At 72.6% G+C, this 20,645-nt stretch carries 13 protein-coding genes; 5 read left to right on the forward strand and 8 right to left on the reverse strand.

Features of this window, described 5'->3' with window-relative positions; translation table 11 throughout:
* The first annotated feature begins 21 nt into the window (after positions 1-21).
* Both murC and msrB read left to right on the forward strand, forming a co-directional pair.
* Positions 22-1,413 carry a UDP-N-acetylmuramate--L-alanine ligase gene (gene murC, locus AC07F0_RS19460; protein ID WP_478980373.1) on the forward strand — a complete coding sequence of 464 codons (1,392 nt, stop codon included), beginning with the start codon at positions 22-24 and terminating at the stop codon, positions 1,411-1,413.
* A 14-nt stretch (positions 1,414-1,427) separates the two neighbouring features.
* Positions 1,428-1,829: a peptide-methionine (R)-S-oxide reductase MsrB gene (gene msrB / locus AC07F0_RS19465; protein WP_478980375.1), complete on the forward strand. Its 402-nt coding sequence runs from the start codon at positions 1,428-1,430 to the stop codon at positions 1,827-1,829.
* Positions 1,830-1,850: 21 nt separating this feature from the next.
* Here the strand turns inward: msrB and AC07F0_RS19470 are convergent, their stop codons facing one another.
* Complete coding sequence (locus AC07F0_RS19470) at positions 1,851-4,709, reverse strand: type 1 periplasmic-binding domain-containing protein (RefSeq protein WP_478980377.1); 2,859 nt, start codon at positions 4,707-4,709, stop codon at positions 1,851-1,853.
* A 225-nt stretch (positions 4,710-4,934) separates the two neighbouring features.
* Here AC07F0_RS19470 and AC07F0_RS19475 point away from each other — a divergent pair, with 225 nt between their 5' ends.
* Positions 4,935-6,398, forward strand: a complete 1,464-nt coding sequence (locus tag AC07F0_RS19475) for a glycoside hydrolase family 3 N-terminal domain-containing protein (protein WP_478980379.1) — start codon at positions 4,935-4,937, stop codon at positions 6,396-6,398.
* A gap of 46 nt (positions 6,399-6,444) precedes the next feature.
* Here the strand turns inward: AC07F0_RS19475 and AC07F0_RS19480 are convergent, their stop codons facing one another.
* Positions 6,445-7,710, reverse strand: coding sequence for a glycoside hydrolase 5 family protein (locus tag AC07F0_RS19480; protein ID WP_478980451.1), 1,266 nt, complete (start codon positions 7,708-7,710; stop codon positions 6,445-6,447).
* A gap of 22 nt (positions 7,711-7,732) precedes the next feature.
* On the opposite strand from AC07F0_RS19480, the gene AC07F0_RS19485 reads away from it, so the two are divergent.
* Both AC07F0_RS19485 and AC07F0_RS19490 read left to right on the forward strand, forming a co-directional pair.
* Complete coding sequence (locus AC07F0_RS19485) at positions 7,733-9,148, forward strand: N-acetylglucosamine kinase (RefSeq protein WP_478980381.1); 1,416 nt, start codon at positions 7,733-7,735, stop codon at positions 9,146-9,148.
* 80 nt (positions 9,149-9,228) lie between these two features.
* On the forward strand, positions 9,229-11,409 hold the full coding sequence (locus AC07F0_RS19490) for a glycoside hydrolase family 3 N-terminal domain-containing protein (protein WP_478980453.1): 2,181 nt from the start codon (positions 9,229-9,231) through the stop codon (positions 11,407-11,409).
* Here the strand turns inward: AC07F0_RS19490 and AC07F0_RS19495 are convergent.
* The 6 genes from AC07F0_RS19495 to AC07F0_RS19520 form a co-directional block, all read right to left on the reverse strand.
* Positions 11,373-12,251, reverse strand: coding sequence for a carbohydrate ABC transporter permease (locus tag AC07F0_RS19495; protein WP_478980382.1), 879 nt, complete (start codon positions 12,249-12,251; stop codon positions 11,373-11,375). The genes AC07F0_RS19490 and AC07F0_RS19495 overlap by 37 nt on opposite strands.
* A complete protein-coding gene (locus AC07F0_RS19500) occupies positions 12,248-13,285 on the reverse strand; it encodes a carbohydrate ABC transporter permease (protein WP_478980384.1) in 1,038 nt (345 codons plus the stop codon). The genes AC07F0_RS19495 and AC07F0_RS19500 overlap by 4 nt, the downstream gene beginning before the upstream one ends.
* A gap of 2 nt (positions 13,286-13,287) precedes the next feature.
* On the reverse strand, positions 13,288-14,661 hold the full coding sequence (locus tag AC07F0_RS19505; protein ID WP_478980386.1) for an ABC transporter substrate-binding protein: 1,374 nt from the start codon (positions 14,659-14,661) through the stop codon (positions 13,288-13,290).
* 127 nt (positions 14,662-14,788) lie between these two features.
* On the reverse strand, positions 14,789-15,379 hold the full coding sequence (locus AC07F0_RS19510) for a peptidyl-prolyl cis-trans isomerase (RefSeq protein ID WP_478980388.1): 591 nt from the start codon (positions 15,377-15,379) through the stop codon (positions 14,789-14,791).
* Positions 15,380-15,429: 50 nt separating this feature from the next.
* Positions 15,430-19,638, reverse strand: coding sequence for a glycoside hydrolase family 38 N-terminal domain-containing protein (locus tag AC07F0_RS19515; RefSeq protein ID WP_478980390.1), 4,209 nt, complete (start codon positions 19,636-19,638; stop codon positions 15,430-15,432).
* Positions 19,639-19,744: 106 nt separating this feature from the next.
* Entirely contained in the window at positions 19,745-20,629 is an 885-nt protein-coding gene (locus AC07F0_RS19520) for a MurR/RpiR family transcriptional regulator (protein WP_478980391.1), read from the reverse strand.
* Positions 20,630-20,645 lie beyond the last annotated feature (16 nt).

Consider the following 20,645-nt stretch of genomic DNA (forward strand, 5'->3'; position numbering starts at 1 on the left):
TGAACGCTCTTGGAGATCCGCATGGCACCCGGCCTTCCCACCGCCATGGACCGACCGCACTTCATCGGCATCGGCGGGGCCGGAATGTCGGGGATCGCGAAGATCCTCGCGCAGCGTGGGGCCGTCGTGGCGGGCAGTGACGCCAGGGAGTCGGCGACGGCCGAGGCGCTGCGGGCGCTCGGGGTGACGGTGCGCATCGGGCACGCCGCCGAGCACCTGGCCGACGACGCCAGCTGTGTGGTCGTGTCCTCGGCGATCCGGCCGGACAACCCCGAGCTGGCCCGCGCCGCCGAGCTCGGCATCCCCGTCGTGCACCGCTCCGACGCGCTCGCCGCCCTGATGGAGGGCCTGCGCCCGATCGCGGTCGCCGGCACGCACGGCAAGACGACCACGACCTCCATGCTGGCCGTGTCGCTGAGCGAGCTGGGCCTGAAGCCGTCGTACGCGATCGGCGGCGATCTGGACGCGCCCGGCTCCAACGCGCTGCACGGCGAGGGCGAGATCTTCGTCGCCGAGGCGGACGAGTCGGACCGCAGCTTCCACAAGTACGCGCCCGAGGTCGCCATCGTCCTCAACGTCGAGCTGGACCACCACGCCAACTACGCGTCGATGGACGAGATCTACCAGTCGTTCGAGACGTTCGTGGACCGTGTCACCGAGGGCGGCACGCTGGTGGTCGCGGCCGATCACGAGGGCGCGCGGGAGCTGACGCGCCGGGTCACGGGACGCGGTGTGCGGGTGGTGACCTACGGCGAGTCGCAGGACGCCGGCGTGCGCATCCTGTCGGTCGTCCCGCAGGGCCTGAAGAGCGAGGTCACCGTGGTGCTGGAGGGCAAGGAGCTGACCTTCACGGTCTCCGTGCCCGGCCGCCACTACGCGCACAACGCGGTGGCCGCGCTCGCGGCGGGCGTGGCGCTCGGCGTCCCCGCCGAGGAGCTGGCCCCGGCGCTGGCGGCGTACACGGGCGTGAAGCGGCGGCTCCAGCTCAAGGGCCAGGCCGCGGGGGTGCAGGTCATCGACTCCTACGCGCACCACCCCACCGAGATGACCGCCGACCTGGAGGCCATGCGCGGGGCGGCGGGCGACGCCCGGATCCTGGTCGTCTTCCAGCCGCACCTCTTCTCGCGGACCCAGGAGCTGGGCAAGGAGATGGGCCAGGCCCTGGCCCTGGCGGACGCCTCGGTCGTGCTGGACATCTACCCGGCCCGTGAGGACCCGATCCCCGGCGTGACCAGCGAGCTGATCATCGAGGCGGCTCGGGCGGCGGGCGCGGACGTGACGCCGGTGCACGACAAGGCGGACGTGCCCGCCGTGGTCGCGGGAATGGCCAGGCCGGGGGATCTCGTTCTCACCATGGGAGCGGGCGACGTCACCGACCTCGGCCCGCACATCCTGGACCGTCTGTCGAACTGAGGGGCTGGAGGCTCATGCCGTACGACGTCGAGAAGCCGGACGAGCAGTGGCGCGCGGAGCTGACCCCGGGCGAGTACGCGGTCCTGCGCCAGGCGGCCACGGAGCCCGCCTTCACCGGTGAGTACACCGACACCAAGACCCGGGGCGTCTACTCCTGCCGCGCCTGCGGGGCGGAGCTGTTCACCTCGGACGCGAAGTTCGAGTCCCACTGCGGCTGGCCGTCCTTCTTCGACCCGAAGGACACCGACGCGGTGGAACTGATCGAGGACCGTTCCCACGGCATGGTCCGCACGGAGGTGCGCTGCGCCCGCTGCGGCTCCCACCTCGGGCACGTGTTCGAGGGTGAGGGGTATCCGACGCCCACCGATCAGCGGTACTGCATCAACAGCATCGCGCTGCGGCTGGCGCCCGAGTAGGGCTGAGGCGGGCCGCGGCGGTCACCGGATCCGGCACTCCTTCTCTGTGAGGGGCTTCGTGTCCCCCGCGATGCGGCCGCACAGCGCACGGGGCTCGGCGGTGCCGTCGCCGGCGCGGCGGACCCGCTTGAGGACGATGCTGTGGCCGGTGCGGTCGCCGTACAGCGGGGCCCGGGTGAAGTCGATGGTGCCGGTGGCCATACCCCCGATCTTGACGTTGCGCAGGTTCACCCACGTCGAGGCGCGGCTCTGGGGCCGGTCGTCGCGGGTGGCCGCCCAGTACAGGGCGCGGGTCGCGTCGTGGGCCAGGGCGGTCTGGCCGCTGGCCAGGGCGGGACTGTCGTAGCGCACGCGACGGTCATCAAGACCCGGCAGATACCTGGCGGCCGCCAGGTAGAAGGTCGTCCCGGTGGCGGCCGTCTCCAGCTCGGCCAGGGCCGCGTGGTACAGCGTGACCTTCGGCGCGACGGACTGCCCGCCGGTGGTGAAGTTCGCCTTGGACAGGTCGTCGCCCGTGAGGATGGACAGGGGTCTTCCGGCGCAGCCCGGCTCGGTGCCCAGCTGGGTCATCAGGGGATCGATGTCCTCCACCCGGCCCGCGAAGTAGATCACGGACGGGACCTGGCCGCCCCGGCAGATCTCCTGGGCGTGCGAGCGGAGCTCGGGCTTGCCGCCGCTGAGGACGTAGCGGCGCTGCCTGAGCACGGCGAAGCCCTGCCGGCGCAGCATCCGCTGGCCGTAGCGGGCTTGTTCGTCGGTGTACAGGTCGTCGGTCTTCGCCGTGTCGCGGGCGAGGACGAGGGCGTACTGCCGTCTGCCCGGTGTGCGCAACTGGGCGGCGATCAGGCCGAGTTGCTCGGTCTGCCACTCGTCCGTGGCGGCCAGGCTGAACCAGTTGGCGAACTCGCGGGGCAGATAGGTGGCGGAGTTCGTGCCGGAGACGATCGGCAGGCCGGCCTCCATCAGCGTGCGCGTCGTCGCCCTGCTCGACTTCAGGTCGCGTCCGGTGCCGACGACCCCCACCACTGTCGGGTCGTCGGCGGCGTACGCGGCGATCGCCTCGGCCATCTCCTCCTGGTGGCCCAGGTCCACGCCGCCGTTGGCGACCAGGACGCGCAGTCTCACACTGGAGTTCTTGTTGATGACGGCCTGCGCCAGGTAGACACCCGCCAGCTCCTCGGTGCCCTTCACGAACGAGGAGCCGGTCGTGGGGTCGCCGCTGAGCGGCCCGGCGTAGACGACGGTGACGTACTTGCCGGAGTGGTGTGCGAGGACGTCCGCGTTCTGCCTGGCGATGCGGTCCTCCAGTTCGTCCACCGTCCAGGGCGCTTCGTTGTCGGCCGTCAGAGTCCTGAGCTCGTCGGAGGGCTCGGGGGCGGGTAGCCAGTCGGCGAAGCGGACGCCGCCCGTCGCTATGCCTATGCACTCCGTGCCGCCGCCGGGTGCCCGTGCGAGCCGGGTGTCCCGGTTGGCGGTCAGGACGGACGCCGAGCAGTACCGGTCCTGGAGGGCGTCGGCCCGCATGACGGTGCCCGCGGCCAGCAGGGCGACGACCAGGACCAGGGTGTGCAGGGCCCACACCAGCCGGGCGAGCGTCGGCCGGGTGGCGGCCCGCAGATGGCAGCGGCGTTCCTCGACGGGAGCGAGCTGGTCGTGCGGCAGCGGGATCTTCATCACCCAGGGCAGGACGGACCGCTCCCTGCTGGGCGACTGCTCGGCGCGCAGGTTGTGTGCCCACTCCCGGTACCAGGTGCGCAGCCGCTCGCCGAACCTGGGCGGTGTGGGGTCCGGGTCGGGCGCCGTCCGGACCACGCCGCGCTCCAGGCGCGGCACGTCGTCGGTGCGCACCGCGGCCACCACCAGCAGCGGATCGAGTTCGCTGCGTCGGCTGCGGACGTCGCTGATGGCCCGGATCAGTTCGATGCCGCCGTTGCAGTCGTCCGCGCGCGGCAGGAACAGCATCGGCGGGCGCGGCCGTTTGAAGCCGCGCAGGTCCCAGCTCCAGCGGCGGTGGTTGTCCCGCAGGTCCTCCCGCAGCGCCAGCACGCACAGCTGGAGGTGGAAGTCGCCGCCCGCCGTGAGCGCCTCGGCCACGTCGTACGCCCGGGCCGCTATCGCCTTCCAGGAGCGCACCGGCCGCAGCAGCGACACCTCGGTGGGATCGTCCTGGTCCGCCGCCCTGAGGAAGGTCGTCGTCATGAACCAGCGGCTCTCCCGGCGCAGCCACAGGAAGATCGGCGCCCGACCCGGCAGGACGTAGTTGAGGACGGTCAGCAGCAGCAGGAAGGCGAGACCGGCGGCCACGGCCACGAACCAGTCGCTGCGGGCGAGGAGCGCGGCGAGCACGGTCACGAGACTCGCGGGCAGGATGTGCGCCATGTCGAACAGCGGCAGGCCCGAGCGCCAGCGTGTGGTGCCCTCCGGGCGCCAGCGCTGCCGGGCCAGCTGGTCGAGCAGCCGCTGCCGCTGGTCCTGCCCGGCCTCGGGGCTGCCCGAGGCGGGCGCCGGCCAGGTGTCGCCGAGTGCCGCGACCGCGTCGTCGATGGCGTGCACCAGCCGCAGCCGCGGGAACGCGTAGCGCCGGTAGACCGCCTTCGGGCCGTCCCACTTCTTCGGGTCGCTCAGCGCCCGCACCATGGCCGCGGCCCGGCGTACCTCCGTGGGGCCCTCGTAGCGGTCCTGCGCCACCGCGCAGCGCGTGCCGTGCGCCCCCTGGCCCGCGTGCAGCTGCCGGACCAGACCGGCCACCGCGTCGTCGTCCGCGCTCTCCTGCGCGTGCACGACGAACACCGGCATCGGTGGCTCGGCGCTCGTGCGGAAGTCCTGGATGAGGATTTCGAGCTGATCCTGGAGGTGGACTCCGGCGCTGCTCTCCGGCATGCCGTCATGTCCCCCAGGGCAGTCCGGCGGCGTGCGATCAGCGTTCACCATGGGCAACCCCCGTTCACCTTCGGTGACTTACGAGGCTAGCCGCTGCCGGTGAGGTGCGAGTGGGTGATGCGCGAACTTCATGAACGATTCGGCCGGTCCGCTCGACGGCGAGTGCTGAATGAGCGAGCCATTGATGTGTTGACTTTTGGCTGTGCGAGCCACAGGATTCCCGGGGTGACCCACTCCGCGCCCCTGTCTCCCGGTCTCGACGAGGCCGCCCACCGCTGCCTCGTCGCCGGTTTCGCCGGCACCACGATCGTGCCCGACGCCCTCAAGCGGCTCATCGACCAGGGCCTCGGCGGGGTCATCCTCTTCACCCGGAACGTGCGCGACGCGCAGCAGGTGCGACGGCTCACGGACGCGCTGCGGGCCCTGCGCCCCGACCTGATCGTGGCCATCGACAACGAGGGCGGCGGCATCGGCCACCTGGCCGGCGCGGGCGCGCCGGACGTGCCCGGCTCCTTCGCCCTCGGCGTCGCCGACGACCCGGCGCTCACCGCCCGCTGCGCCGACGCGCTCGCCGGGCATCTGGTCACGCTCGGCATCACCGCCTCCTACGCCCCCGTGGCCGACCTCCAGCACCATCCGCGCAACCCGATCGTGCGCACCCGCTCCTTCGGTGCCGAGCCCGCGCTCGCCGCCCGGCATCTGCGGGCCTGGATCACCGCCACCGAGCGGCGGGGCGTCGCCTCCTGTGCCAAGCACTTCCCCGGCCACGGAGGCACCGAGACCGACAGCCATCACGGCATCGCCGTCGACCCGCGGTCGTACGACGAACTGCGCGCCGACCTCGAACCGTTCCGCGCGGCCGTCGACGCGGGCGTGCCGATGCTCATGAGCGCGCATGTCGTCTTCCCGGCGCTGGACCCCGAGCGGCCCGCCACCCTGAGCCGTCGCATCCTGGGCGATCTGCTCCGCCACGAGCTCGACTTCGACGGCGTCCTGGTCAGTGACGCGCTGGAGATGAAGGCGATCGCCGACCGCTACGGCGAGGCCGCCGGGGCGCGGCTCGCCCTCGCGGCGGGTGCCGACCAGGTCGTCGTGGCCGTGCCGGACCTGGAGGTCACCCTGGCCTGCCGGGACGCGGTGCGCGGCGCGCTGCGCGCCGGTCTGCTGGCCGAGGAGCGGCTGTGGGAGGCAGCCGGGCGGGTGCGGAGGCTCGCCGCACGGTACGCGGTGATGGACGGCACGGTCGGGAGCTGGGACGCGGGGGCCGGTCTGGAGGCCGCCCGCCGGGCCGTCCGCGGCGGTCCGGTGCCCGCCGGCGTGCGGGGGGCCCACGTCGTCGATCTGTTCCCGCCGCCGCACCCGGCGCTCAACTGGGGCGGGGAGGACCTGCTGACGGCGGTGGGCGCCGTCGACCCCACGGCCACGGGGACGGCGGTCACCGGGGAGCCGGCGGATCCGGCGGCCGTGGTGGCGGGCATCCTCGGCGCGTCGGGTGACACGCCGCTGGTCGTCGCCACCTGCGACGCCGGGCTGCACCCCTGGCAGGAACGGCTGCGGGCCGCCCTGCTGGCCCGGCGGCCCGATGCCGTACGGGTCGACACCGGGCTGCCGGAGGGGGGAGCGCTGTGCTCCTACGGGCGGGGGCGGGTGAATCTGCGGGCGGTCGCGGAGGTACTGGCGGGCGGCTGAGCCCTACGGCATCCCTACCGCGTGCCCCTATACGGCACCGCATCCCCTACGGCACCCGTACGACCTCCTTGATGCCGCGTGCCGCCAGGTACGCGGCGTCGTCCGCCCTGGCCGCCAGGACCACCGCTGGGCGGACGCCCTCGGTGCGCAGGGCCATCCACGCGTCGAAGTACGCGCCTCCCGGGCCGGACACGGAACGCGTGGACGGCGTGCAGTCGAGGAGGAGGGCCGTGTCGCGAGGGCGGGCCGGGTGGTGCCCCGCGCGGACCTCCGCGACCGTCTCGGCGAGGGCGGTCGCGATCGGCTTGGCGCTGCCCCGGGCGTCGAACAGGCCCAGGGTGTACTCGAGTTCCGGGTAGTCGGCCAGGGCGCGGTCCACGTCGTGGGAACACCACCACGTCACGCCCCACAGGCCCTCGCATCCGGCCGCGTTCCGTACGGTCGCCCGGGCGAACTCGGGCGCGTCGGCCGCCGGGATGTGCGGTTCGGGGGCGCCCGTCTCCTGGACCCAGACCGGGCGGGCCGGGTCCTCGGCGTAGGCCTTGGCGAGTTCCGTGCCGTACTCGGCGAGGTGCAGCACCTGCGGGGAGCGGGGGCCGTAGCGGCGGGCGCAGTCGCCGGAGAACACCCAGGGGTGGACGGTGGTGACGTCGCCCTTGCGGGCCGAGGCCTCAGGGGTGAAGGGGTGGTCGTCGCCGTACCAGGCGGCGTCGTAGGCGGAGTGGGTCGCGAGCCGGCCCGGGGGCAGGTGCTCGCGGGTGGCGGCCAGCAGGGTGTCGAGGTAGTGGTCCACCTCGTCCGGGGTCACCGGGTTGTGCTCGACCAGGTTGTTGAGCTCGTTGCCGAGCTGGAGACCGATGAGGTTGGGGCGGCCCGCGAGGGCGCGGCCGAGGGTCCGCATGAGCTCGGCCTGGGCGGCGACGGCCTCCGGGTCGGTGAAGACGTTGCGGTGGTGCCAGCCGCGGGTCCACTCCGGGTAGAAGTCGAAGCTGGACAGATGGCCCTGCACGCCGTCCACGAGGACGTCGAGACCGGCCTCGGCGGCCAGGTCGACCAGGTGCGCCAGCTGGTCGACGGCGGCGGTGCGGATGAGTGTGCGGTTGGGCTGGAGGAGCGGCCACAGGTGGAAGACCCGGACGTGGTCGAGGCCGAGCGCGGCGATCTGGTCAAGGTCCTCGCGGGCGTGCTTCGGGTCGAAGTCGTGCCAGGAGTGGAACCAGCCGCGGCGGGGCGTGTAGTTGACGCCGAAGCGGAGCGTGGGGATGGGATCCTCCTCGGGTCGAGGCGTGCCTGGTGCTTGCCCTGGGTGAATGCATCAATCACCATAGTCGGTAATGGGTAATGAATTGAACCAGGAGCGTCAAGGCGTCTCGGCCCTGGTGATCGGTATCGACGCGGGCGGCACGCGGACCCGGGCGGTCCTGGCGACAGCGGACGACGGGCGTCCGGTGGGCGAGGGTGCCGCCGGGCCGGGCAACGCGCTGACCGTGCCGTTGCCGCAGCTCACCGAGCACCTCGCCGAGGCCGTCGGACGGGCCGTGCCGGAGCCGGTCCGGGACCGGGTCGTGGCCGTGGCCGGTGGTTTCGCGGGCGCCTCCGGCACCGCAGCCGACGAGCCGGGGCGGCGCAACGCCTCGACCGCCCTCACCGCCGCCCTGCACCGGCTGGGCATCGACGCCGGCCCGCCGGTCATCGGCAGCGACATCGAAGCGGCCTTCGCCTCCGCCCCGGGCGCCCCGTCCGACGGTCTCGCCCTGGTGGCCGGCACGGGCGCGGTCGCCATGCGCATCACCGAGCGCCGTGCCACCACCACCGTGGACGGCGACGGCTGGCTCCTCGGCGACGACGGCAGCGGTTTCTGGATCGGCCGCGCGGCGGTACGGGCCGCGTTGCGCATGGCCGACGGCAGGGGCGCGCCGACCCTGCTGGCGGAGGTGGTGGGGCGGGAACTCGGGCTGCCGGGCGACGTCCTGCCCGGCGGTGGCACGGCTGGTGGCGCGGTGCGGAGACTGTCCCCCGACGTGGTCCCGGGCACCGCGGAGGGCACGCCGCGTGACGGGCGGCAGGAGGGGGTACCGCCGGTGACGGGGCCGAGCGCTGCGGGTGGGCGGCCGGTGGGCCCGGGGCGGTCCGGAGGGGCTGGGGTCGTGGGTGAGGGGCCTGCGGGCCAGGCGCACGGTGGTGCGGTCGGCGGCGCGGGTGGAAGACCGGTGGGCCCGGGGCAGGCCGGTGCCGGGGGCCCGGGACAGGCGGGAGTGGGCAGGGGCGCCCCGCAGTCCGGCGTGGCCCAGGGCCCGGGGCAGGCCGGTGTTGGCGGGGCCTTGCCCGGTGTGGCTGGGGCTTCGGTCGTCGGGCGGCGGCCCCTTCCGCCCCACGACCACATCCCCTGGTCCCGCCCCCACCGCGAGGCCTACCGCAGGCACCTGCTCCCCGCCGTCATGGCCGAGCCCCCCATCCGCCTGGCACGGCTCGCGCCGCTCGTCGTCGCGGCGGCCCGGGACGCCGAGGATCCGGTCGCCCTGGCGATCCTTGACGAGGCGGCGGATCAACTCACCGAGAGTGTGCGTGCGTTGGAGCCGAGGGCCGGAGAGCGGGTGGTCGCCACCGGCGGACTGCTCGGGCCCGACGGGCCGCTCACCGGCCGCCTCGAGGCCCGCCTCCGTGCCCTCGGCCTGACCCTCGACTGGGTCCCCGACGGCTGCCGGGGCGCCGTCGCCCTGGCCCGTCTCGCCCGCGGCGGCCGTACGTGACCGCCACCCGGCAGGGCACGCCCCTGTACCGCGACCCCAACGCCCCGGTCGACGCCCGCGTCCGCGACCTGCTCTCCCGTATGACCCTGCGCGAGAAGGCAGGCCAGCTCAACCAGCGGATGTACGGCTGGGACGCCTACCGCCGCACTCGCGACGGCGGCTTCGAGCTCACCGACGCCCTGTACGCCGAGACCGAGCGCTTCGCCGGACTCGGCGCGCTGTACGGGCTGCTGCGCGCCGACGCCTGGTCCGGGGTCGACCACGCCACCGGATCCGGCGCCGAGGACGGCGCCGAACTGGCCCACCTCGTCCAGCGCCACGTCGTCGAGCGCAGCCGCCTCGGCATCCCGGCCCTGTTCGTCGAGGAGGTGCCGCACGGGCACATGGCCCTCGACGGCACGGTCCTGCCCGTCAACCTGGCCGTCGGCGCGACCTGGGACCCCGGACTGTACGAACGGGCCGCCGCGCACGCCGCCGCCGAACTGCGCGCCCGCGGCGGGCATGTCGCCCTGGTCTCGGCGCTCGACATCGCCCGTGATCCACGCTGGGGGCGGACCGAGGAGTGCTTCGGCGAGGACCCGTATCTGGCCGCACGGCTGACGGAGGCGTTGGTGCGCGGCATGCAGGGCGCGCCCGCCGCGTACTTCCCCGCCGACAAGGCACCCGTCGTCCTCAAGCACTTCGCCGGACAAGGAGCCACCGTCGGCGGCCGCAACTCCGCCGAGTCCGAGCTCGGGCTCCGGGAGCTGCACGAGATCCACCTCCCCGCCGCCCGCGCCGGGGTCCGGGCCGGAGCCGCCGCCGTCATGGCCGCCTACAACGAGGTCGACGGCCTGCCCTGCTCCGGCAACCGCGCCCTGCTCCGCGAACTGCTCCGGGAGCACTGGGGTTTCCAGGGGCTCGTCATGGCGGACGGGCTCGCTGTCGACCGGCTGGCCCGCATCACCGGGGACAAGGTCTCCGCGGGGGCCCTCGCGCTCGACTCGGGGGTGGATCTGAGCCTGTGGGACGAGGGGTTCACGCATCTGGAGACGGCGGTCGAGCGCGGCCTGGTGAGCGAGGCCGCTCTCGACGAGGCCGTGGCGCGCGTCCTGCGGCTGAAATTCCGCCTGGGACTGTTCGAACAGCCCTACCGCACCTGCCCGTTGCCGCCCCCGGCCGTCGGGCGCGACCTGAGCACCGCCGTCGCCCGCGCCGCCGTCACCCTCCTGCGCAACGACCACGGCGTGCTGCCCATATCGCCGGCGACCGTCTCCCGTATCGCCGTCCTGGGCCCGCACGCCGACACCGTCGCCCACCAACTGGGCGACTACACCGCCCCCCAACGCCCCGGCACCGGCACCAGTGTCCTCGACGGGCTGCGGAAGCTCGCCCCGGCCGGCACCGACGTACGCCACGCCCGGGGGTGCGCCCTCACCGGCGGCGACCTGTCGGGCATCCCCGAGGCGATCTCCCAGGCCGCCGCGTGCGACGCCGCCGTGCTGGTGCTGGGCGGCAGCAGCGCGCGCTCCGCCGGGACCGGGTTCGACGCCAACGGGGCCGCGCGCACCGCCGTGTCCGAAATGACCTGCGGCGAGGGCGTCGACCTGGCCGGACTGCGGCTGGGCGAGGCACAGTACGCCCTCCTGGACGCCGTCGTCGCGACGGGGACGCCGACCGTGGTCGTGCTGATCCAGGGCCGCCCGCACGTCGTGCCGGACACGGCGGCCGCGCTGCTCACCGCCTGGTACCCCGGCCCGTGGGGCGGTGAGGCGATCGCCGAGGTGCTGCTCGGGCTCGCCGAGCCGGCCGGCCGGCTGCCGGTCTCCGTGCCCCGCTCCGCGGCCCAGCTCCCCGTCCACTACAACCACAAGGACACCGAGTACGGCGGCTACGTGGACGACAGCGCCGAGCCGCTGCACTCCTTCGGGCACGGACTGTCGTACACGAGCTTCGCCTACGGCCCACCGCGGCTGTCCGGGCACGGCGTCGAGGCGGACATCACCAACACCGGTCGGCGACACGGCCGTTCCGTCGCCCAGCTCTATCTGCGCCGGCTGCGCACCCGCGTCTGGCCACGCACGCTCGAACTGCACGGCTTCCGGGCCGTCGACCTGGCGCCGGGCGAGACCCGCACGGTCGCGTTCCCGCTCGGCGCCGACTTCGCCGCCGCCGTGCCGCCCGGCACGGTGGTCGAGTTCCGCGTCGCCGCGTCCGCGCGGGCCGCCCTGACCGCCGTACCGACTCAGAGCTTCACGGCCCCCGAGGAAACCCCCTTGTAGAACCAGCGCTGGGTGATGACGAACAGCACCAGCACGGGAATCACCGAGATCACCGAGCCCGCCATCACCATCCGCTGGTCGTAGCCGAAGGACGAGGTCTGGAGCCGCGCCAGGCCCAGCGTCAGCGTGAAGTGGCCCTCGGTGCGCAGCACGATCAGCGGCCACAGGAAGTCGTCCCAGGCGCTGATGAAGGTGTTGATGGTGACGACGAGGATCGCGCCGTAGGCGGAGGGCAGATACAGGTACCGGAAGCGTTTCCACTCGCCCGCCCCGTCCAGCATCGCCGCGTCCTCGATCTCGCGCGGCACCGCGAGGAAAGCGGCCCGCATGATGAGGACGTTGATCGCGGCGACGAAGCCGGGCAGCCAGACGCCCACCAGGTTGTCGACCAGGCCCATGTCCCGAATGCTGAGGAACAGCGACACCATGATCGACTCGAAGGGGAACATCATGGACGCCAGCAGCACGATCCAGACCAGCTTGCGGCCCTTCCAGCCGGGCTTGGACAGCATGTAGCCGGCCATCGTGGAGAAGACGAGCTGGCTGGTGATGGACAGCAGGGCGACGAACACGCTGTTGCGGATGTACGTCCACACCGGTACCTGGTCGAAGACCTCCCGGTACGCCCGCAGTGACGGGTGATGGGGGAGCAGGGAGGCGCCCGCGCCGAAGACGTCCTCGCCCGCGCCCTTGAGGGACGACAGCAGCTGCCACAGCAGCGGGCCGACGGTGATGAACAGGACGAACACCAACAGCAGGTAGCGGACGACCAGTTCGCGCGGGCGGCCGTAGTCCCGCCAGCGGGGCATCGGACGCCGGGGCTTGTCGACGGCGGTCGTCATGCCTCGTCCTCCTTCGTCAGGCGCTGGGCGAGCAGCGTGAGGCCAAGGGTCAGGGCGAACAGGGCGACACTGACCGCCGCGCCGTAGCCGGCGTTGCCGGTGAGCGGGTCGAGGCCCACGTCGCGGATGTAGAAGGGCAGCGTGCGGTCGGCGCCGCCGGGACCACCGGTGGAACCGCCCAGCATGTAGATCTCGGTGAAGACCCGCAGGGAGCCGATGCCGGTCAGGGTGCCGACCAGCATCATCGACTGGCGTACGCCGGGCACGGTGATGTGCCAGAAGCGGCGCACCGCGCCGGCGCCGTCCACGGCCGCCGCCTCGTGCAGCTCCCTGGGGACGTTTCCCAGGGCGGCCAGATAGAAGATCATGTACCAGCCCAGGCCCTTCCACAGCGTCAGGCCCATCGCCGACAGCAGGATCAGCCACGAGTCGGACAGGAACGGGATGGCCTCGCGGATGAGGTGGGCCTTCTGCAGCCAGGTGTTGATCAGTCCCTGGTCGCTCAGCAGCCACTGCCAGCTCAGGCCGACAACCACGCTGGAGGCGAGGACGGGCGTGTAGAACGCGGAGCGGAAGAAGCCGATGCCCGGCAGGTTCTTCTCGACGAGGATCGCGAGCAGCAGCGGCAGCAGCACCATCAGCGGGACGACGAACAGCGCGTACAGCAGGCTGTTGCGGGTGGCGAGCCAGAAGTCCGGATCGCCCAGCATCCGGCGGTAGTTCTCCAGGCCGACGACGTCGTACGCCCCACCGAGCGGCTTGGCGTCGGTGAAGGAGACGACGACCGTGTTGAGGAACGGGAAGACCCCGAACACGGTCGCGCCGACGATCGCCGGGGTCATCCACAGCCAGGGCAGCCACCAGCGGCGGTAGAGCGCCGCGCCCCCCGCGTCGGCGCTCGGGCCGGGCAGGACGAAGCGGAGGACACGGCGCAGGGACCCCGGCGTGCCGGGCGAAGGGGATGCGCCGGTGCGCCCGGCGCCCGCACCCGGGGGAGCGGGAACGGGCGCCTCGTGGACGGTCGGTTGGGTCATCCTCAACTGCCCTGCTCGATCAGCTGGTTCGCCTTGGACTGCGCCTCCTTCAGAGCGTCCTCGGCGCTCTTCTTGCCCTGCATGGCCAGCTGGATCTGGGCCGAGATGGCGTTCAGCTCGCCGGGCGTCAGCGCGATCTCGTCGGCCGTGGCGGTCTTGCGGTCACTGGCGACGATCTTGCGGGCCTCGGCGAACGGGTCGTCGCCCTTGACCGACTGGAAGAACGGGTCGTTCAGGGAGGCCGTGGTGGACGGGAAGATGACGACGTTCGGGTCCTTGGCCCACTCCAGCTGGTTCTCGGCGTTCGTCAGGAACCGCGCGAAGGCCAGCGCCGTCGAGGCGTTCTTGCTGGTGGACGCGACGCCGATGTATTGCGGGGCGCCGACGGTGTGGCCGAGGGCGTCCAGCATGAAGGGGGCCACGCCGGTCTTCTTGTAGACGCTCGGGTTGTTCTGCTGGATGAACCGCAGGAAGTTGGGGTTGGTGGGGCCGTAGACCAGCTTGCCCTGGCCGTAGACGTTGGCCGGGTCCTGTGTGGAGGACAGGGAGTCCCTCGGCATGCCGCCGGCCTTGTAGAGCTTCGTCATGGCCTCGACCCACCGGGCCGTCTTCGGATCGTCGGCGAAGGTGAACTTCTTGCCGTCCGGGGAGAGGATCCTGATGCCCATCTGCTGCCAGTCGGCGGGGATGCGCAGCTGCGGGTTGGCGAGGAACGCGTAGTACTCGCCGCCGGAGGCCTTGGCTATCTTCTCCGCGTCGTCGAACAGGCCGAGCACGGTCGTCGGAGGTTTGGCCGGGTCCAGGCCCGCTTTCTTCATCAGGTCGGTGTTGAAGGTCTGCACGATGCCGCCGGAGTACCAGGGCAGCACGCTGTGCACCTTCTTGCCGTCCGCGTCGGCGTACATGCTGGACTTCCACAGCGCGGGCGCGAACGGCTTGCCCGCGTCCGGGGCCTTGTCGTCCAGGTTCAGCAGGTAGCCGTTCTTCGTCAGCGCCACCGCCGTGTTGACGTTGATGTTCACCACGTCCGGCAGCGTGCAGCCCTGCGCGTCGGCCACCAGGCGCTGGGTGAAGGTGGCGTCGCCCGGATCGTCGATCCAGTTGACCTTGGTGCCGGGATGGGCCTGCTCGAAGGCGTCGATGACGCCGTTGAAGTACTTCCCGAAGTCCTTCTTCAGGTTGGTGGTCTGGAAAGTGATCTTTCCCTTGACGTCCCCGGAGAGCTTGCCGGAACCGACGTTGCCCTTGTCGACCTTGCAGCCGCCGGCCGTGGCGTCGCCGCCGTCGGAACCCCCGCCGGACAGGCCGCAGCCGGCGGCCGTCAGCGTCAGGACGACCAGACAGGTCAGGGATCCGGTGAGTCTTCTTGCGCGCATTGCTGCCCTCCTGGGACCAGTCATGCTGGATCAAATCACCAAGTTGGACTTCGATTGATGAAAAGGTGGACCAGAATTCATCGGAGGTCAATGGTTTGCGGTGTTGCTGTTCGGTTGCGTACGGCGGTCAGTGGCGGTGTTCGTGGTCCGGCTGGGAGGGGTCGCCGGGGTGTTCGTGGCCTTCGGCGTACACGACGTCCGCCCTTGCCTGGTCGAGCCAGTCGAAGAACGCGCGGCGGGCCGCGGCGTGGCGCAGCTGTTGCGCGATGCCGTCCTGGACGTGCTCGTAGGGGTGGATGTCCGACGGCTCCACGGTGTTGAACGGGTCGACACCGCACCTCAGCGCCTCGGGCGTGAGGAAGCGGTCTGTGTTGCGGTCGTAGTAGTCCCGTACGGCCGTCTCCGGGATGTGTTGCTCGCGCTCCAGGGCGGCGAGCAGGGCTCGGGCGGCGGGGGAGTGGGCGAGGGCTGCGGCGATGATGCTGCCCAGATCGGCGACGTCGGTTTCCGGGATGGTGAGCAGGTGCATCGGCAGGACGTCGTCCGGTGGGGGAAGGCCGCGTTCCGCGCAGGCCTGTCGGGCGAGTTCGTCGGTGACGATGACCTGGGTTGCCCAGCGTCGTCGTTGGCGGTGTCGTCGTGCTCGTGCGGCGGTGTCGTGGCTGGTCGCGCGGTTCCCCGCGCCCCTGGGCAGACTGGTGCCCAGGAATGTTTCCACGCGCTGCTTGGGGATCGGTCTGCCTCGGATGCTTGCCGCGTACTCCTCCCTCATGGCGTCACCTCCAGCTCGATGGCCCTCGTGTAGGCCACGCAGCCGTGCCAGGCCGTCTTCGCCATCAGCCAGTACGAACCCGGTGGGATCGCGTCGCCGTTCACCTCGATCACGGACTCCACCTGTTCCCCACCGGGCACCGTGAAGCCCTGGCAGCCTGGTGTGACCCCGGGCCAGGTGCCCCAGGAGGAGACGGCCCACAGGGTGCCGTTGACGGGGCCGCGGGTGGGATTTCGCAGGCTCACGGGGACCCGGGTCCGTTCACCCCGGCGTACGCTCACCCGTTCGACTCCCAGATCCGCCACCAGAGTCGGGCCCGTGTGCCCGTCCGGCACGTCCAGGGCCACCACGTCCTCGTAGGTCTGGCCGCCGTAGGACAGTCGCGCGGCGAGCCAGTGCCGGCCGGGGACGGGGTCCGGCGGGGGTGTCACCGTGATGTCCGTGAGGGTGAAGCCGCCGGGGCCGAGCGTGTACGGGAGAGTGGCGGGCTCGGTGCTCCAGCCGGGCGGCACGTCGAAGGTCACCGTGCCAGAGACAGGCGCGTCGGTGAGTTCCGAGGAGACCCGGACGGTCGCGGTGACCGGACCGTCGGCGGTGAGGGCGGTGGGGGAGAGATACACGGCGACCGGCATGTTGCCGCGTGGGGCGGGGCCGGAGTTGTGCAGCCAGTAGCGGGTGGCGACGGGCTGGGCGGGCTCGTGGGCGGCGATGCCCGGCCCGGACGCCTGGTGGGGCGGCTGGGCGGGCGTGGCGAGGAGGGTGGCGACCTCGAAGCCGGTCAGGTCGGCTTCGAGGTCGCCGGTCTCGTCCGGGGCGAGGGGCGCCCCGGGCCTCTCCAGGACGTCGGCGCGGGCGCCCGCCGCCCATGCCACCGGCCCGGTGAGGCGTGCCCGTACCGGCCGGCCGTCGACCTCGTGCACGCGGACGACGAGGCCCCGTCCGGGATCCACGGGTGCCTGGCTGCCCCGGGCCAGCGGGGAGCCGAGCGGCTTGAGCGCGTCGAGCAGCACCTCGCCGGCGGGTTCCAGACCGAGCAGGGTGGCTTCCCGGGGCAAGGCACCGGCGGACTGCCGCAGCCGTGCCGTCAGCGGGCGGTTGTACGCGTGCCCCGCCTGCGGCAGCCGCAGTCCGCGCCAGTCTCCGGTGCCCGCGACGACGGCGTACTCGAACGTGTGCGACCAGCGCTGGAGCTGGAACCCCGAGCCGTCGGGCGCCGTGCGGCGCGGTGGGTCCACCCAGATCCCGGACGGCCAGCCGGTGCAGGAGCGCATCAGGGACATGTAGAGGTCGCCGGAGGACGTGACCACGCAGCCGGGCGTGCCGCGGTTGAGGACCGCGAAGCTGCGGCCGTCCCAGGCGTCGCCGGGCGGCAGCGCCTCGCCGCCGCCGGCCGCCGTGGCCGTCACCGTGAAGTCGTCCAGGTCGGCGACGATCGCGTCGACCGCCTTGGCGTCGTCCTGGGGGCGGGCGCCCGCCACCACCAGCAGCGGCAGGCGTTCCAGGTCGCGCAGATCGGCACCGGGGACCCACTCCTCTCGCAGGCAGGCCCGCGGGGCGACCCACACGGCGGCCACGCCCCGTTCGGCCAGTTGGCGCTTCAGCTCCCGGCCGGCCGCCGGGTCCCAGCCGAGCGCCTCGGCGACCACGGCGTTGCGGTCGGGGCCGCCGACGGCGATCCGGACGTCCGGGAGGTTGGAGTCGACCTCCAGGTCGCCGTAGCGCGGGCCGCCCGCGATCGTCGTGGTCGCCGTGACCCCGGCGCGGACCAGGGCCGCCGCGAGCGGGGCGCCGAGGTCGCCCGCGATGTCCCAGTCGGGGTAGACGAGTTCGGCGACGCCGATGGAGCGGTGTCCGAGGAGGACGCCGGAGTCGTCGTGGACGGCGACGCGGGCGGTGGAGCCGAGGCCGAACCAGGTGTTGGCCGGGTTGTCCAGGGTCCACGGGAACCGTTCGCTGTCGACCTCCACGAAGCCGAACCCGCGCCCGATCACCGCGTCCGCCACCTCGTGCACCGGCAGCCCGCCGCGTACGTCCGAGGGCCAGCGCACCCGGATCAGCCGGTCGGCGCCGTCGTACCCGTCGACGGTCGTGGTGACGTCGAGCCGGTCGACGCCCTGCCACAGCGTCAAGCGCTGGGTGTAGCGGAAGAGGCCGAGGTCGGCGGTGACGGTGAGACGCGAGCCGGCGGGGGAGTGCTCGGCGCGTACCTCGGCGGTCACGTCCCGGCCGCGGGCCGCGGTCGTGCCGGTCGGGGTGAGGTGCCAGGGGCCCTCGCCGAAGCGCGGATGCCTCGGGTACTCCTCCTGGACGACGATCTCGTTGCCGATGTCACCGGGGCGCAGCAGCTCCCGGCCGCCCTCGGCCAGGGCGCGCAGACCGCTGACGCCGCCGCCGCGCGCCGGGTCGACCGTCACCTCGTAGTACTCGTTGCGGATGGTGAGGCCCTCGCCGGGCGTCCAGCCGGGGGCCGACCCCTCGGCCAGCGGGAGCGCCGTGAGGCCCATGCCGGGAACATGCGGGACGACGACATGGAGCCGGCCGTCTTCCAGGACCGCGGGCAGCCCCTGCGGCACGAGCCCTGGGTCGTCGACGGTCAGGACGTCACGGCGCTCCCAGGTCGCGGAGTTGAACACGACCAGGTCGGGGCCGTCGCCCGGGGCGACCTGGTCGGCCAGGGCCTGGGTCGCGTCGGCGTGCACGCTCCGGGCGAGGTCGTGCAGCTCCCGCCAGCCGGTCATCAGGTCGATGTAGACCTGGTCCGACTCCGAGCCGGTGATGGCGTCGTGGTGGGCGCCGTAGACGAGTTGCCGCCAGGCCTTGTCCAGGGCCGCGTCCGGATAGGGGCGGCCGGTGACGAGGGAGGCGAGCGTCGCCCAGGCCTCGGCGTCGGCGAGGAGGGTCTCGCCGTACCGCTGGGCCTGCTTGGTGTCGATGTAGGAGACGTCCTTGCCGGTGTAGACGGGGTTCATGTCGCGGGTCTGCGGGGAGGCCTTGCGGCCCTGCGTCTGAAGTTCCGCGCGGACGGCGGCGAAGAAGTCCCGGGGGATCGCGCTGACGAAGCGGGGCCAGACGTACCGGGCGTTCCAGTCCCGGTGGATGTCCATGACCCAGCGGCACGGCGGGGCGTAGTCCCCGCCCACCGGGAGCAGCACGTTGCGGGTGAGGGCGACCTGCTTGAGCCGCTGGAACAGCTTGTACGCGGCGGCCTCCGCCTCGGGCAGGTTGGGCGCGTTGTCGATGGCCCAGCCGGCGCCGTAGTGGTTGACCATGTACGCGGTCAGCAGGCCGCGTCCCGACGGGGCGATCCAGTCGAACTCCGCCGGGAACTGCATCCGGCCCGGGTCCCTCGGCTCCTCGCCGAACACCGACAGCGTCGGCCCCCACTGGTGGAACGGCCCGCGCGCCCACGAACTGGAGCCGACCCCCGCGTCCGCCATCAGCCCCGGGAACTGCGGGTCGTGCCCGAAGGCGTCCAGCTGCCAGGCGGTTTCGGGGGACGCCCCGATGATGCCGCGCTGGAAGCCGTCGCCGTACAGGGCGTTGCGGATCGTCGCCTCGGCGCCGGTGAGGTTGGTGTTGGGCTCGTTGTAGGTGCCGCCCATGATCTCGACGCGGCCGGTGCGGATCAGCTGCCGCAGGAAGGCGCGCTCCTCCGGGAAGGCGTCCCAGTAGGGCTTGAGGTAGTCGACCTCGGCGAGCACGAAGGTGTACGCCGGGTCGCGGCGGGCCAGGTCGCAGTGGGCCCGGACCAGGCTCATGCCGGACTGGCCGCGCGAGTCGAAGGTGCGGGCGGGCAGGCCGGTGGAGGCGGGGTCGTCGGCGACGTCCCAGGTCTCGGTGTAGGCGCCCTGGGTGTTCCACCAGACGGGGTCGTAGTGGAAGTGGCTGACCATGAACATGGTCCAGCCGGGCTCGGCCGCCGTGAACTCGCCGGTGCGGGAGGTGACTTCGTCGCCGTCGGCCGCGGTGACCGTGATCTCGCGGCGGTCGCCGGGCACCAGGTCCTCGCCGGTGACGGGGATCTCGGCGCGAACGGTGCCGTCCTCGCCGGCGGTGGCATCCGCGGCGCCGGCGAGGCCCGGACCCTCGACGGTGAGCCGCACGGTCCGGCCCGGAGTGTGGCTCAGTTCGACGGCCACCACCTGGCGCGGCTGCTCGGTGATCCCGGTGAAGAGCTCGGTCGACTCGACAGAGGTGACGCGCATGGGGCTCCTACGAGTGCTCTGGGGAGCCCCATCCTGCACGGCAGGAGTGATTCAAACAACCATCTTCACGTCAACTTGGTGGTTCATCCATGCACGCTCGGCCGGGTCACCTGGCCCGCCGGGACTTCACCGCGTGCTGTGGGGTGATGTGGTCGGTCAGCGCCAGCGAGGCGCTCGCGCGCTGGTAGGTGAGCTGGGCGACCCGCACGTACAGGCAGTCGACGAGCATCAGGACGGAGTGCCGGCTGCTGATGCTCTCGGCCCGGAAACTGGTCTCCGAGGAGGACGAGATGAGCCGGATGTCGGCGGCCCTGGACAGGGGTGAGCGCGGATCGGTGGTCAGCGCGATCGTGGTGGCGCCCCGCTCCTTGGCCATTTCGAACGGTTCGAGGGTCTCGCGGGTCGCCCCGGAGTGGGAGATGCCGATGGCCACGTCCGCGGGGGTGAGCAGGGCCGCGGAGGTGGCGGCCGCGTGCACCTCGGTCCAGCCGCGGACCGCGCAGCCGATGCGGAACAGCCGGGTCTCCGTCTCCTGCGTCACCGCCCCGCTGCCGCCGACGCCGTACACGTCGATCCGGCGGGCGCGGGCCAGGGCCTGGGCCGCGCGTTCCAGCGCGTCGAGGTCGATCCGGTCGATGGTCTGCTGGATGGCCCGCAGGTCGGCCGTGCCGACGACCTGGACGACCCGTTCGAGGCTGTCGTCCGGGGAGATGTCCGGGCCGATCTCGGCGGTTCCCCAGTCGGACGCCTCGCCCCGGCCGCGCTCCTGGGCCAGTTCGATCAGCAGGTGCTGGTAGGAGTCGAGCCCGATGGCCCGGCAGAAACGGGTCACCGTCGCCTGGGAGGTGCCGGTGCGGCGGCCCAACTCGGCGGCCGAGCAGTGGGTGACGGCGGCCGGATCCTCCAGGATCAGCTCGCCGACCTTCCGCAGGGACCCCGCCAGCCGGGGCAGCTCGGTGCGGATCAGTGTGGTGACGTCCGTGGGAGGCATGGGGAGAAGGTACCAG

It is taken from the genome of Streptomyces sp. NPDC045955, from assembly GCF_056430805.1.